The 14,347-nt window shown below is 65.6% G+C and carries 10 protein-coding genes; 8 read left to right on the top strand and 2 right to left on the bottom strand.

Annotated elements, in window-relative coordinates:
- The first annotated feature begins 242 nt into the window (after positions 1-242).
- The 3 genes from QOL82_RS16660 to dxs are packed head-to-tail and all read left to right on the top strand — an operon-like array spanning position 243 to position 3,254.
- Positions 243-497, top strand: a complete 255-nt coding sequence (locus tag QOL82_RS16660) for an exodeoxyribonuclease VII small subunit (RefSeq protein WP_283443428.1) — start codon at positions 243-245, stop codon at positions 495-497.
- Complete coding sequence (locus tag QOL82_RS16655; protein ID WP_283443427.1) at positions 494-1,384, top strand: polyprenyl synthetase family protein; 891 nt, start codon at positions 494-496, stop codon at positions 1,382-1,384. Before QOL82_RS16660 ends, QOL82_RS16655 begins: the two co-directional genes overlap by 4 nt.
- A gap of 1 nt (position 1,385) precedes the next feature.
- A complete protein-coding gene (dxs, locus tag QOL82_RS16650) occupies positions 1,386-3,254 on the top strand; it encodes a 1-deoxy-D-xylulose-5-phosphate synthase (RefSeq protein WP_283443426.1) in 1,869 nt (622 codons plus the stop codon).
- Between the two features lie 993 nt (positions 3,255-4,247).
- On the opposite strand, the gene QOL82_RS16645 is transcribed toward dxs, so the two are convergent.
- A complete protein-coding gene (locus QOL82_RS16645) occupies positions 4,248-4,802 on the bottom strand; it encodes a cob(I)yrinic acid a,c-diamide adenosyltransferase (protein ID WP_283443425.1) in 555 nt (184 codons plus the stop codon).
- Positions 4,803-4,921: 119 nt separating this feature from the next.
- Here QOL82_RS16645 and QOL82_RS16640 point away from each other — a divergent pair, with 119 nt between their 5' ends.
- The 5 genes from QOL82_RS16640 to glcF all read left to right on the top strand — a co-directional run bounded on the left by QOL82_RS16640 (position 4,922) and on the right by glcF (position 11,245).
- Positions 4,922-6,331, top strand: a complete 1,410-nt coding sequence (locus tag QOL82_RS16640) for an FAD-binding oxidoreductase (RefSeq protein WP_283443424.1) — start codon at positions 4,922-4,924, stop codon at positions 6,329-6,331.
- Positions 6,325-7,257 carry a LysR substrate-binding domain-containing protein gene (locus tag QOL82_RS16635; protein ID WP_283443423.1) on the top strand — a complete coding sequence of 311 codons (933 nt, stop codon included), beginning with the start codon at positions 6,325-6,327 and terminating at the stop codon, positions 7,255-7,257. Before QOL82_RS16640 ends, QOL82_RS16635 begins: the two co-directional genes overlap by 7 nt.
- A gap of 184 nt (positions 7,258-7,441) precedes the next feature.
- On the top strand, positions 7,442-8,929 hold the full coding sequence (locus QOL82_RS16630) for an FAD-linked oxidase C-terminal domain-containing protein (protein ID WP_283443422.1): 1,488 nt from the start codon (positions 7,442-7,444) through the stop codon (positions 8,927-8,929).
- Positions 8,930-8,946: 17 nt separating this feature from the next.
- Positions 8,947-10,017, top strand: coding sequence for a glycolate oxidase subunit GlcE (gene glcE, locus QOL82_RS16625; protein ID WP_283443421.1), 1,071 nt, complete (start codon positions 8,947-8,949; stop codon positions 10,015-10,017).
- A gap of 1 nt (position 10,018) precedes the next feature.
- Positions 10,019-11,245, top strand: coding sequence for a glycolate oxidase subunit GlcF (glcF, locus tag QOL82_RS16620; protein WP_283443420.1), 1,227 nt, complete (start codon positions 10,019-10,021; stop codon positions 11,243-11,245).
- Positions 11,246-11,294: 49 nt separating this feature from the next.
- On the opposite strand, the gene QOL82_RS16615 is transcribed toward glcF, so the two are convergent.
- Positions 11,295-14,114, bottom strand: a complete 2,820-nt coding sequence (locus tag QOL82_RS16615; RefSeq protein ID WP_283443419.1) for an ankyrin repeat domain-containing protein — start codon at positions 14,112-14,114, stop codon at positions 11,295-11,297.
- Positions 14,115-14,347 lie beyond the last annotated feature (233 nt).

Here is a 14,347-nt window from a genome sequence, read left to right as displayed (position 1 = left end):
ACCTATGTTCAAACGAGATGAAGAGGGAATTTTTGGACAGAACCAATGATTATACCTTACCCCGGATTTCCGGCGCGAACCTGTGCCTGCGCATGCCCGGCGGGGATCGATCGATCGCTTTCTTGACGGCAATCTTAACCGCGTGGCCGCGATTGTTCTAAAATACCCGGTCGTGAATCTTCCGCAACCTCAGCGCGGGCCTGGCGTGCATACTGACCAGCCCGCCTCAAAACCAATACCTTATGGCAAGTAAAACTCCTCCCGCAGCGCAAGCCGCTTCCTTCGAAGACGCGATGGCCGAGCTGGAACAACTGGTCGCTCGCATGGAGGCTGGCGAACTGCCGCTGGAAGCATCCGTGGCCGCCTACCGGCGCGGGTCCGAACTGGTCAAGTTCTGCGCCGGCCAGCTCGACAAGGTGGACAGCCAGGTCAAGGTGCTGGAAGGCGACATGCTCAAGCCCTTCGCCAGCGACGTGGACACCGAGGCAGGCGAATGAATCGGGCGCCATTCGACGAATGGATGCGCGACGTGCAGGCCGGCATGGAAGATGCGCTGGCGACGCTGCTGCCGCCGGTTTCGGCGGCGCCCGCGCGGCTGCACGAGGCGATGCGCTACGCGGTGCTGGACGGCGGCAAGCGCGTGCGGCCGCTGCTGGTGCATGCGGCCGGCGAGCTGCATGGCGCCGACCGCGCCGTGCTGGCGCGGGCCGCCGCCGCGGTGGAAATGATTCACGCCTATTCGCTGGTGCATGACGACATGCCCTGCATGGACGACGATGCGCTGCGGCGCGGCAAGCCGACCGTGCACGTGAAATACGACGAAGCCACCGCGCTGCTGGTCGGCGACGCGCTGCAGTCGCAGGCTTTCCTGGTGCTGGCCGAGGCCGGCGGCGACCCGTCCCGCGCCGTGCAGATGCTGCGCGTGCTGGCCGCCGCCTCCGGCTCCGCCGGCATGTGCGGCGGCCAGGCGATCGACCTGGCCAGCGTCGGCATCACGCTGTCGCTGGCCGAGCTGGAACAGATGCACCGGCTGAAAACCGGCGCGCTGCTGCGCGCCTCGGTCATGCTGGGCGCGCTGTGCGGCCAGATGCCGGATGCGCAGGAAACCGCCGCGCTGGACGCCTATGCGGCGGCGGTCGGCCTGGCGTTCCAGGTGGTGGACGACGTGCTCGACGCCACCGCCGACACGCATACGCTGGGCAAGACCGCGGGCAAGGATGCGGTGGACCACAAGCCCACCTATGTCTCCATCCTCGGGCTGGAAGCGTCGCGTGCGCTGGCGCAGAAATTGAGGGAGGACGCCCACCGGGCGCTGCTCCCGTTCGGAGACAACGCACAACGGCTGCGCGAGCTTGCCGACCTCATCGTGCAGCGGAAGGCATAGTATGGATCTACTCAAAAAAATCGATGCACCCAGCGACCTGCGGCGCCTCAGCCGCAGCCAGCTGAAACCCCTGGCCGACGAACTGCGCGCTTTCCTGCTCGATTCCGTCTCCCAGACCGGCGGCCACCTGTCGTCCAACCTGGGCACGGTCGAGCTGACCATCGCGCTGCACTACGTGTTCAACACGCCGGACGACCGCATCGTCTGGGACGTTGGCCACCAGACCTATCCGCACAAGATACTAACCGGCCGCCGCGACCGCATGGACACGCTGCGCCAGCGCGACGGCATCTCGGGCTTTCCGCGCCGCGACGAAAGCCCGTTCGACACCTTCGGCACCGCGCATTCGTCGACCTCGATCTCGGCCGCGCTGGGCATGGCGCTCGCGGCCAGGACGCTGGGCGAGAACCGCCATGCCGTTGCCGTGATCGGCGACGGCGCGATGACTGCCGGCATGGCCTTCGAGGCGCTCAACAATGCCGGCGTGCACGAGGACATGAACCTGCTGGTCATCCTCAACGACAACGACATGTCGATATCGCCGCCGGTCGGCGCGCTCAACCGCTACCTCGCGCGCCTGATGTCCGGCCGCTTCTATGCGGCCGCGCGCAACGTCGGCAAGTCGGTGCTGCCGGGGCCGATGCTGGAACTGGCCAAGCGGCTGGAAGAGCATGCAAAGGGCATGGTGCTGCCCGCCACCATGTTCGAGGAATTCGGCTTCAACTACATCGGCCCGATCGACGGCCATGACCTCGATTCGCTGGTGCCGACGCTGCAGAACCTGAAGCAGCTGAAAGGCCCGCAGTTCCTGCACGTGGTGACCAAGAAAGGCCAGGGCTACAAGCTGGCCGAGGCCGACCCGGTGCTGTACCACGGCCCCGGCAAGTTCAACCCCGCCGAAGGCATCAAGCCGTCGGCCCCGGGCAAGAAAACCTACACCCAGGTATTCGGCCAATGGCTGTGCGACATGGCCCAGAATGACAAGCGCCTGGTCGGCATCACGCCGGCAATGCGCGAAGGTTCGGGCATGGTCGAGTTCGAGCAGCGCTTCCCGGACCGCTATTACGACGTCGGCATCGCCGAGCAGCATGCGGTGACCTTCGCCGCCGGCATGGCATGCGAGGGCCTGAAGCCGGTGGTCGCGATTTATTCGACCTTCCTGCAGCGCGGCTACGACCAGCTGATCCACGACGTGGCGCTGCAGAACCTGGACGTGACGTTCGCGCTCGACCGCGCCGGCCTGGTCGGCGCCGACGGCGCGACCCATGCCGGCAACTACGACATGGCCTTCCTGCGCTGCATTCCCAACATGGTGGTAATGGCGGCGTCGGACGAAAACGAATGCCGTCAGATGCTGTCGACCGCGTACCAGTATCCCGGCCCGGCCGCGGTGCGCTACCCGCGCGGCGCAGGCGTCGGGGCTGCGGTCGGCACGGACCTGGACACCATCCCGATGGGCAAGGGCGAGCTGCGCCGCAGCGGCAAGCGGGTCGCCATCCTGGCCTTCGGGACCATGCTCGCGCCGGCGCTGAAGGCGGCCGAGGAGCTCAATGCGACGGTGGCCAACATGCGTTTCGTGAAGCCGCTGGATACGGGGCTGGTGCTGGAGCTGGCTGCCAGCCACGACCTGCTGGTGACGGTGGAGGAGGGCTGCATCATGGGCGGGGCCGGTTCTGCGGTGGCCGAGGCGCTGGCCGCGGCGGGCGTGGTGATGCCGCTGATGCAGCTGGGGCTGCCGGACAGGTTTGTCGATCATGGCGACGCGCCGCAGTTGCTGGCGTCCTGCGGGCTGGATGCGGCGGGTATTGCTGCGTCGGTCAGGCAGCGGCTGGGCAAGACCGAGCCGCGGTTAGTGGTCAGCAACGTTTGAGGGAGTTGTGGGGAGCGGCGGTTGCGGTTGCCGTTCCGCGCAGCGACCGTTGCGGTTAGCCCCGCGCAGCGACCTTTGCAGTGGCCGTTGCATTTCCGCGTAGCGACTGTTGCGGTTGATGTTGCCCGCGCAGCGACCGTTGCAGTGGCTGTTGCCGTTGCCGTTGCCTGTGCAGTGGCCGTTGCAGTGAATCCCCGTCGATGGCGACACGTCGCCAGCACCGAAATCGGATAAAGAAGCGTCCGCTGTCTGAGCGAAGCGAGTTTCGGACGCTTCCCGATTTCGGTGCTGGCGGCGTGTGCACCCCGCGCAGCGGGGCGCCATCATCGGGGTCGCCTTCTCTTGCCTACTTCTCTTGGCGAAGCAAGAGAAGTAGGTCGGCTGCCGGGCCGAAACCCGGCTAGGTCGTCCGGCAGGCTAGCCGGTATTGCTTCATCCGCCAGCAGGCGTACCGTCGCGAAGCCGCATCTGCAGTTTGCGACGGCTGCACGTTACGAGAACGCGTCACAGCGCAAGGCGACGATGCTGTGTCTGCTGACGGGTGAAACGTTGAGGCTTCACTGCCGTGGGGAGTAGCCGGGAGTCCGTCCCGGCGGCCGGGTCACTTCTTTTGCTTCGCCAAAAGAAGTAACCAAGAAAAGGCGACCCCTACGATGGCGGTCCGCTGCGCGGACTGCACGCGCCGCCAGCACCTGAAACGGGAAGCGTCCGAAACTCGCTTCGCTCAGACAGCGGACGCTTCTTTATCCGTTTCAGGCACTGGCGACGCGTCGCCATCTAACGGGGATTCACTGCAACGGCAACGGCAACCGCAACGGCAACCGCAACGGTCGCTGCGCGGGCAACATCAACCGCAACAGTCGCTACGCGGAAATGCAACGGCAACTGCAACTGCAAAGGTCGCTGCGCGGGGCTAACCGCAACGGTCGCTACGCGGAACGGCAACCGCAACGCCAGCGCGTTGCACCCCGCACGCCAGCGCCCACTTATCCCCTAGCTCCGCTCGCGCCCCTTCTCCCACAACACATCCCCCCCGCCGGCATGGCGGTTCAGCACCCGCGCCAGCACGAACATCAGGTCCGACAGCCGGTTCATATACTGCCGCGGATAATCGTTGAGCGTTTCCGCCTTGCCCAGCGTGACGATGGCCCGCTCAGCCCGGCGGCACACGGTCCGGCACACATGCGCCTGCGCCGCCGCGCGCGACCCGGCCGGCAGGATGAAGTCCGCCAGCGGCGGCAGGTCGGCGTTGTATTTCGCCAGCAGCGCGTCGAGCCGCGCCACGTGCTCCAGCTTGATCAGCGTGTAGCCGGGGATGCAGAGCTCGCCGCCGAGGTCGAACAGGTCGTGCTGTATGGTGCCGAGTTCCTCGCGCAGGCCGTCCGGCATGTCCTCGACCAGCAGCAGGCCCAGGTGGGAATTCATTTCATCGACGTCGCCCATGGCCTGCACGCGCAGGCTGTCCTTGTCGACGCGGCTGCCGTCGCCGAGGCCGGTGGTGCCGTTGTCCCCGGTGCGGGTGGCGATTTTCGAGAGTCGGTTGCCCATGGCGGTGTGATCGGTCGGTTTGGAAGGGTTCGAGAATACGGCAATTTTTTCGCCGGCGCAGCGGCGCATGCCGTGAAATCCGTGCGCGGAGTAAAATCACGAACCCCACGGAGGCCCAGATGAATCATCCAGCACAGCTTGCGGCGCTGAAAAAACCGCTCCCCGAATCCCTGCTTGCCGCGCTGAAGTCCCTGTTCGGCGAGCGCTGCTCGACCAGCGAGGCGATGCGCCAGCACCACGGCCGCGACGAATCCTCATACGACCCGATGCTGCCCGACGCCGTCGTGTTCGCCCAGTCCACCGAGGAAGTGTCCGACGCCGTCAAGCTGTGCGCCGCGCATGACGTGCCCGTCATTCCGTACGGCGCCGGCACCTCGCTCGAAGGCCATATCCTGGCGCTGCGCGGCGGCGTGTCGATCGACCTGTCGCAGATGAACAGCATCATCGCCGTGCATCCGGAAGACCTGACCGTGACCGTCCAGCCGGGCGTGACCCGCAAGCAGCTCAATACCGAGATCCGCGACACCGGCCTGTTCTTCCCGATCGACCCCGGCGCCGACGCGTCGCTGGGCGGCATGGCCGCCACCCGCGCTTCGGGCACCAATGCGGTCCGTTACGGCACCATGCGCGAGAACACGCTGGCGCTGACCGTCGTGATGGCGGACGGCCGCGTCATCCGCACCGGCACCCGCGCCCGCAAGTCGTCCGCCGGCTACGACCTGACCCGCGTGTTCGTCGGCAGCGAAGGCACGCTGGGCATCATCACCGAGGTTACCGTCCGCCTTTACCCGCAGCCGGAAGCGGTGTCGGCCGCGGTCTGCTCGTTCCCGACGCCGGGCGACGCGGTGCGCGCGGTGATCCAGACCATACAGATGGGCGTGCCGATCGCCCGCGTCGAATTCCTGGACGAGCAGGGCGTCAAGGCGATCAATGCGTACGACAAGCTGACCCTGCCCGAACAGCCGCTGCTGCTGTTCGAGTTCCACGGCACCGAGCATGGCGTGCAGGAGCAGGCCGAGACCGTGCAGGAGATCGTCGCCGAGCATAACGCCACCGGCTTCGAATGGGCGACCCGTCCCGAAGACCGGAGCCGGCTCTGGGGCGCGCGCCACAATGCGTATTTCGCGCTGCTGCAGCTGCGCCCGGGCGCCCGCGCGATCTCGACCGACTGCTGCGTGCCGATCTCGCGGCTGGCCGAATGCATCCTCGACACCAAGGCCGACTGCGAGCATCACGACATGGTGTACTCCATCATCGGCCACGTCGGCGACGGCAACTTCCACGTGCAGATGCTGGTCGACCCGAACGACCCGGCCGACATCGCCAAGGCCGAAGGCGTGAACGCGCGGATGGTGACGCGGGCGCTGGCGATGGACGGCACCTGCACCGGCGAGCACGGCGTCGGCATGCACAAGATGGACTTCCTGGTCCAGGAGCATGGCGACGGCGCAATCGAGGCGATGCGCGCGTTGAAGCATGCGTTCGACCCGCGCAATATCCTCAACCCCGGCAAGATCGTGCAGTGGTAAGCCCGGCAGGCCCGCGTTCGGCGAGGCCGGCGCCGGCCTCGCGCCTGCCGCCGGTCCATGCGCTGTCGGCATTCGAGGCGGCGGCGCGGCTGAATTCATTCGCGCTGGCGGCGGACGAGCTGTGCATTACGCCGTCGGCGCTGTCGCACCGGATACGGCTGCTGGAAGACTTCGTCGGCGAGCGGCTGTTCATCCGCGACGGCCGCTCGTTCGCGCTGTCCGAATTCGGCCGCCGCTATCTCGACGTGGTGCGCAGCGCGCTGCGCACGCTGACCGACTTCCCGATGCCGCACCGCAGCGCGCCGGCGCAGCCGCGGGTCAAGGTCGCGCTGCCGCCGACCTTTGCCCGCTACCTGTTCGTGCCGCGGCTGGCCGAGTTCACCCGGCTGCATCCCGGCATCGTGGTCGAGGTCTTCCTGTCGGTGCCGCTGTATGACCTGAGCCTGTCGGAGAGCGATGTCGAAGTGCGTTTCGGCGCGGGAAACTATCCCGACATCATCACCGAGAAGCTGTTCGAGGAGCCGGCCTTCGCCGTCGCCAGCCCGGCCTACCTGGCGCAGGTCGGGCCGATCGACACGCCGGCCGACCTGCGCCGCGCCACGCTGCTGCGTTCCGCGCTGGAGCCGTGGCAGCCGTGGTTCGAGGCTGCCGGCCTGGACTGGCCGGAGCCCAGCGCCGGGCTGCGGGTCGACGACCTGGGCCTGCTGCTCGAGGCGATACGCCACGGCTACGGCATCGGCCTGACGCGCCTGCATTTCGCCGAATCGGCGCTGGCCAGCGGCGAACTGGTGCGCCTGTTCGATGTCGAACTGGCGTCGCCGCCGCATGCGTATTACCTGGTCTACGAGAAACCGGCGCCGGAACGCGCCGAAGTCACGCTGTTCATCGAATGGATGAAAGCCACGTTCAGCAACGGCCAGCGCTGAGCGCGGCGCCGGCGCAAAAAATTTCACCGGTCGGGCAAAAGCTTTTCAGGCAAACACCGCCGGCAATGCCTGATTCCGGCGTCAACTTTCGTTACACTGTGGATCTTGGCTTGCAGGCGCCCAGCCGTTTTGCCGGACGCCTGCCGCCAGTCCCGCGCTCTCACCGCCTGTCAGGATCCATGCCATGAATGCTCCAGAAACTGCGCAGTTTGCCGTTGCGCGCCAGCGTGAAGTCGTCGAAGCGCTGCGCGCCGCCCTGCCCAAGGGCGCGGTGCTGTTCAACGAGGAAGACACCCGGCCGTATGAATGCGACGGCCTGGCGGCCTACCGCCAGTTGCCCATGGTCGTGGTGCTGCCAGCCGACGAGGCGCAGGTGATCGCCGCCATCAACGTCTGCCGCCGGCTGCGCGTGCCCATCGTGCCGCGCGGCGCCGGCACCGGCCTGTCCGGCGGCGCGATGCCGATTGCCGACGGCGTCGTCATTTCCACCGCGCGCCTGAGCCGCATCGTCAAGCTCGACGCCTATTCCCGGACCGCCGTCGTGCAGCCGGGCGTGCGCAACCTCGCCATTTCCGAAGCCGCCGGCGCGCATGGCCTGTATTACGCGCCGGACCCGTCGTCGCAGATCGCCTGCACCATCGGCGGCAACGTCGCCGAGAACTCGGGCGGCGTGCATTGCCTGAAATACGGCCTGACCGTGCACAACGTGCTGCGGGTGCGCATGGTGACCATCGACGGCGAAGTGGCCGAACTCGGCGGCGAGGCGCTCGACGCGCCCGGGCTGGACCTGCTGGCGCTGTTCATCGGCTCCGAGGGCATGCTGGGCGTGGTCACCGAAGTGACCGTCAGGCTCATTCCCAAGCCGCAGCAGGCGCGGGTCATCATGGCGTCGTTCGACGACGTGGTGAAGGGCGGCAATGCGGTGGCCAGCGTGATTGCCGCCGGCATCATCCCGGCCGGGCTGGAAATGATGGACAAGACCAGCTCGCGCATGGTCGAGCCCTTCGTCCATGCCGGCTACGACACTGACGCCGAAGCCATATTGCTGTGCGAGTCCGACGGCTTGCCGGACGAGGTCGACGAGGAAATCGCGCGGATGGAAGCGGTGTTCCGCGAGGCCGGCGCCACCGCGCTGGCGGTGTCGCAGACCGAGGCCGAGCGCCTGAAGTTCTGGTCGGGACGCAAGAATGCCTTCCCGGCCGCCGGCCGCATCTCGCCCGACTACTACTGCATGGACGGCACCATCCCGCGCAAGAACCTGGCGCAGGTGCTGCTGGGCATCGCCGACATGGAGATCAAGTACGGGTTGCGCTGCGCCAACGTGTTCCATGCGGGCGACGGCAACCTGCATCCGCTGATCCTGTTCGACGCCAACCAGCCCGGCGAATTCGACCGCGCCGAGCATTTCGGCGCCGAGATCCTGGAGCTGTGCGTGGCGGTCGGCGGCACCATCACCGGCGAGCATGGCGTCGGGATCGAGAAGATCAACTCGATGTGCGTGCAGTTCTCGCAGGCCGAGCTCGACGCCTTCCGCGCGGTCAAGCAGGCCTTCGACACCGCGCTGCTGCTCAACCCGGACAAGGCGATACCGTCGCTGCGCCGCTGCGCCGAATACGGCCGCATGCACGTGCGCGCCGGCAAGCTGCCGTTCGCGGACCTGCCGCGATTCTGAAGAAAGACGGGAAGCACATGGAACAGGCATTGCAGGAATTCAAGGATCGTATCGCCGCCGCCAGTACCGAGCGGCCGCTGCGCATCGCCGGCAGCGGCAGCAAGGACTGGTATGGCGGCCCGCTGCGCGGCGACCTGCTCGACACCCGGGCGTACCGCGGCATCGTCGCCTACGACCCGACCGAGCTGGTGATCACCGTGCGCAGCGGCACGCCGCTGGCCGAGGTCGACGCCGCGCTCGCGGAAAAAAACCAGATGCTGGCCTTCGAGCCGCCGCATTTCGGCGCTGGCGCCACGGTGGGCGGCATGGTGGCATGCGGGCTGTCCGGCCCGCGCCGCGCCAGCGTCGGCGCGCTGCGCGACTTCGTGCTGGGCGTGGTGCTGATGAACTATCGCGGCGAAGTGCTGCATTTCGGCGGCCAGGTGATGAAGAACGTCGCCGGCTACGACGTGTCGCGGGTGCTGGCCGGCTCGCTCGGCACGCTGGGCCTGATGCTGGAAGTGTCGCTGAAGGTGCTGCCGCGCCCGTTCGAGGAAACCACGCTGCGTTTCGACATGGACCAGGCCACCGCGCTGCGCGCTTTGAACCAGTGGGGCGGCCAGCCGCTGCCGATCTCGGGCAGCGCCTGGCTCGACGGCGTGCTGGCCGTGCGCCTGTCGGGCGCGGCTGCCGCGCTGAAAGGCGCAAGGACGCGCCTCGGCGGCGAGGAAGTGGTCGACGCCAGCGACTTCTGGCAGGGCCTGCGCGAGCAGACCCACCCGTTTTTCAATGCGGCGCAGGACGCCGCCCTATGGCGGCTTTCGGTGCCGTCGGTGGCGCCGCCGCTGGACCTGCCGGGCAGCCAGCTGGTCGAGTGGGGCGGCGCGCAGCGCTGGCTGCACAGCGCCGCGCCCGCCGACGCCATCCGCGCGACCGCGGCGGCGGCCGGCGGCCATGCGACGCTCTTCCGCGCCGGCGCCACGCCGGATGCGCGCACTGCGGTCTTCCATCCGCTGACGCCGGCCGTCGCCGGCATACAGCGCCGCCTGAAACAGGCTTTCGATCCGGCCGGGATCTTCAATCCGGGCCGACTGGGACCAGACCTCTGACATGCAAACGAATCTCGCTGATTTCATCAAGGACACGCCCGAGGGCAAGGAAGCCGACGCCATCCTGCGCGCCTGCGTGCACTGCGGCTTCTGCACCGCGACCTGCCCGACCTACCAGCTGCTGGGCGACGAGCTCGACGGCCCCCGCGGCCGCATCTACCTGATGAAGCAGGTGCTGGAAGGCAAGCCGGCAACCGCCAAGACCCAGCTGCACCTGGACCGCTGCCTGACCTGCCGCAACTGCGAAACCACCTGCCCGTCGGGCGTGCAATACGGCCGCCTGGTCGACATCGGCCGCAAGATCGTCGAGGACCAGGTGCCACGCTCGCCCGCCGACCGCGCCTTGCGCACCGCGCTGAAGGAAGGCTTGCCGCGGCAGTGGGTGTTCGGCCCGGCGATGAAGGCGGGGCAGCTGGTACGGGGCTTCTTGCCGGCGGCGCTCAAGAACAAGGTGCCGAAGCGACAGGCCGCCGGCATCTGGCCGCGGCGCGAGCATGCGCGCAAGATGCTGCTGCTGGATGGCTGCGTGCAGCCGACGATGTCGCCCAACATCAACGCCGCCACCGCCCGCGTGCTCGACGCGCTGGGCGTGCAGCTGATCGTCGCGCCGCGTGCCGGCTGCTGCGGCGCGATCCGCCATCACCTGAACGACCACGACGCAGCGCGCGACGACATGCGCCGCAACATCGACGCATGGTGGCCGCATGTCGAGGCAGGTGCGGAGGCGATTGTCATGACCGCCTCCGGCTGCGGTGCGACCGTGAAGGAATACGGCCATCTGCTGGAGCAGGATGCGGCCTATGCGGCGAAGGCCAGGCGCATTTCGGAACTGACGCTGGACCTGTCCGAAGTGATGCCGGCCTTTGAAGCCGAGCTGCTCGACAAGCTGCGCGGCAAGGCGGTGGACAAGCGCGTGGCATGGCATCCGCCCTGCACGCTGCAGCATGGACAGAAAATACGCGGCAACGTTGAAGGCCTGCTGCGCGCCATCGGTGTGGATGTGCAGCTATGCGCGGACAGCCACCTGTGCTGCGGCTCGGCGGGGACGTATTCGGTGCTGCAGCCGGCGCTGTCGTATGCGCTGCGCGACCAGAAGCTGGCGAACCTGAATGCAACCGATGCGGAGATGATCGTGTCGGCGAATATTGGGTGCATCACGCATCTGCAGTCGGGGACGGCGACGCCGGTTGGGCATTGGATCGAGCTGGTGGACCAGGCGTTGGGGTGAGTCAGGGGAGTTGATGGCGGGCTGCGGCAGCTGGCAGCTGGCGCTGAACTCAATGTTTCCTCGTGTTTGCGGCATGGTCGGCCAGCAGCCTGGCAATCTCGACATGGCCCTGGTCCTCTGCGTGGTCATAGGCGGTATCTTTCTCGCGACCCTGTAATTGCGTATTCGCGCCATGGACCAGTAGCAGCGCGACGATGGGCAGATAGCCGTTATGGGACGCAAGCATCAGTGCTGTCACGCGTGATTTGCTGTCCTGAGTGTCGATCTTCGCGCCTGCGTTGATTAGTGCTTCCACCGCCGGCTCGTTTCCACATGCGGCGGCCCGCTTTAAAGGTGTAAGGCCCTTATGCCCGGGCTGGTTCAGGTGTGCGCCCTTCTCGATCAGAAGTTCGATGACCTGCCTGCTTCCATTGCGTGCAGCCAAATGAAGCGCAGCATCGCCTCGTTGGTTTCTATGGTTCAGATTCGCGCCCAATTCGCTTATCAACTGCACGGCCGCGATTTGTTCTCGTTGAACTGCGATCATCAGCGCAGTTGTCCCGATGTGATCGCAGGACTCCTCCGCATTGGCCCCAAGGCCGATGAAATCAATGACATCTTTCCAGTCGGATAAATGAACTGCTGATACCAGCGCAGAATAGGATTCAAACTTGTAAAAAGACTTGGAATTGTAAGCGTTCAGGGTGGCGCCTGCGCTGACCAGAAGATCAATGAAGTAATTAAGATTCATGTGCCTACTGTAAAAAAGTGCCGACTCTAGCAGTGTGGTGTGCAGTAGAAAATGGTGTGTATCGTCGGTCTCGCGTAGCACCAATGGAAACCATGCAGTCAATATCTTCTTCATATTTTTTTGACTCCCGATTAAAGCGGCGAGGTAGTTTTCGAGGCCCTCGTAATTTGGCACCGAAGTTATATCCATCAGCGAACTTAAATGCATGGCGCAGGAGGAGCTGGATTCATTTGCCAGGCTTCGTGATCTACCCAAGTGGCTCGCAAAGTTGCGTAGAAATTTACGTTCCGTCTTCACATCAGCTAACCGGTCGGCCAGTTTCTTCCTGTATTCGGCGATGGCCTCGGCAGACCAGCGATCATCGAATTTGATTTTCACGCTGGCCCCGCTGCGTTTCAACGCGGCCCTGGCTTCGGTATGTTTCATTTCCTCGGCAAACCAGAGCGCAGTACGTCCCCCATACCCTGCTTTATCGACCGTGGCGCCATTGCCGATCAGCATCGTGATCATTTCGGCATGGCCGAGATACGCGGCAGCCATTAGGGGCGTGAAGGTATTGGCTGCGTCGGGTCCGTCGAACCCTGGTAACGGGCCGGCGCGGTCAAGCCGCACATCGACGTCCTGGCTGGTCTGCGTCAACCTGTAGAGTAGACTACGCAAGGTTTTTCGGTCGTTATCTGCAATTGCCTGGAGCAGTGCCGAAAGTGACGGCCGTTTCATAGGCTGCTTGTTCGTCAGCGGCTTTGCGGGCGTCGCGGTAACTGTTGTTGCTGTCGTTGCTGCTGCCGTAGACGTGGTCGTCGTCAGCGCAGTCGTGTTTAACGTCGTCGCCGTCGTCGTCGTCTTGTTCACAGTCGCCGCCGCCGGAATACTGCCGACAGTGCTGGCCGTGGTGCTGGTGGCAGTGGTCCAGGTCGTTTTCGCCGTCCTTGTCGTCTCCCGGATTGCTTGCCTGGTCGTGGCCCCATCTGACTCGTTGTCGCCTGCCAGGTAGACAGGATGCGAACTTGCCCGCCGTGACAACATGTTCGCCAGTTTTCGATGACCCGCAGCGGCCGCAATCTCGGCCGCGCTCAGTCCCTCGTCGTTACGGCGCGTGGTATCGGCGCCGGCATCGCTCAACGCCCGCGCCGCGGAAAACTGGCCGGCCTCGGCGGCGATCATCAGCGCGGTCCGGTTGTTGCACGCCACGCATTCCATGTCGCACCCCTCGGCCAGCAGCGTCGCCATCGTATCGACATGGCCGCCTTGCGCTGCACGCATCAGCGCGGTCCAGCCGAAGGACGTGGCATGGTCAATCGGCGCGCCGGCTTCCAGCAGCATGGACACGATCGCCGTGGCGCCGCACCAGGCCGCCAGAATCAGGCTGTTGAGGCCGGTATCGCTGGCATGGTCGGCACGCGATCCGGCCTGCAGCAGCGTCTGCACCATGGCTTCATCACCGGCCGCACAAGCCAGCATCAGGCTGGTGGTGCCATCGGCTCGGCGCTGGTCGGCCGGCGCCCCGCACCGCAGCAGCATGCGCACGAAGCTTGCCTGGCCGTGTTCGGTCGCGACGAGCAGCGCACATTCGCCTGTGCCAGGATCGACTGCGCCCGGCATGACGAGACCGCTTTCCAGTAGTTGCCGGCCAGCGTCGCAGTCGCCTTGCCGCGCCATGTCGAACAAGGCGGCGCGCAAGGTCTCGGGCCTGGCGGCGGGGTTCAAAGTCCGCAATGCCGGTACGGACGTGACACCGCCATACGACGGCTGCTGCGCGGGTGTATTGGCTTGGGTTGGCGGGGATGACGAGGAAGGCGATGGCGCGGTGGCCGGGATGGACAGGCTCATGATCGCAGCAGGAATGGTGGCTGTTGGCAAGCGGGTCGACGCTCCCGGCAAGAACGACAGGCTATTAACAGTAATGATGCCCTGCTGGTGGAGCTTTGCTTTGTCGACGCGCGCATCATGGTCCACGCTCATGCTTCCTGTGGGATTGTCGCAGTAGATGAGCGGCATGCTTATTGCGTTTTTTAGAGCAGGCGGATGGCCAAACCCATTTATTTCTAAACTTTCCGAATCACCCATTGAGTCTGAATCCGTACTTTGTTGAAAGCTCGTTGCCTTCTCAGGCCGATTAGTTGAATGAGTGATGGCCATGCGCTTATCCTTTTATCGAAAATGTTGGTTGCAGCCAAAGCGCCGGGGTGCGCCATGCGCCGCGAATCTGGGTGTGGTCGTTGCAACCGCAATTGGCGCTTGCAACGAATAACTCGGTACACCAGTCGTGGCGCATGCCTTGTGAACGTGCGGTTGGCGGATAACACCGACCGGTAATCTGGATGAGAGCGGCCTAGGTAACGCGTGGAAAGATGCTGTTCCGCAATGGTGCG

It is taken from the genome of Noviherbaspirillum suwonense (genome assembly GCF_900182955.1).
GTDB lineage: Bacteria > Pseudomonadota > Gammaproteobacteria > Burkholderiales > Burkholderiaceae_D > Noviherbaspirillum_A > Noviherbaspirillum_A suwonense.
Note: the sequence above shows the minus strand (reverse complement) of the source record. Positions and strands in the feature narration are given on the sequence as shown.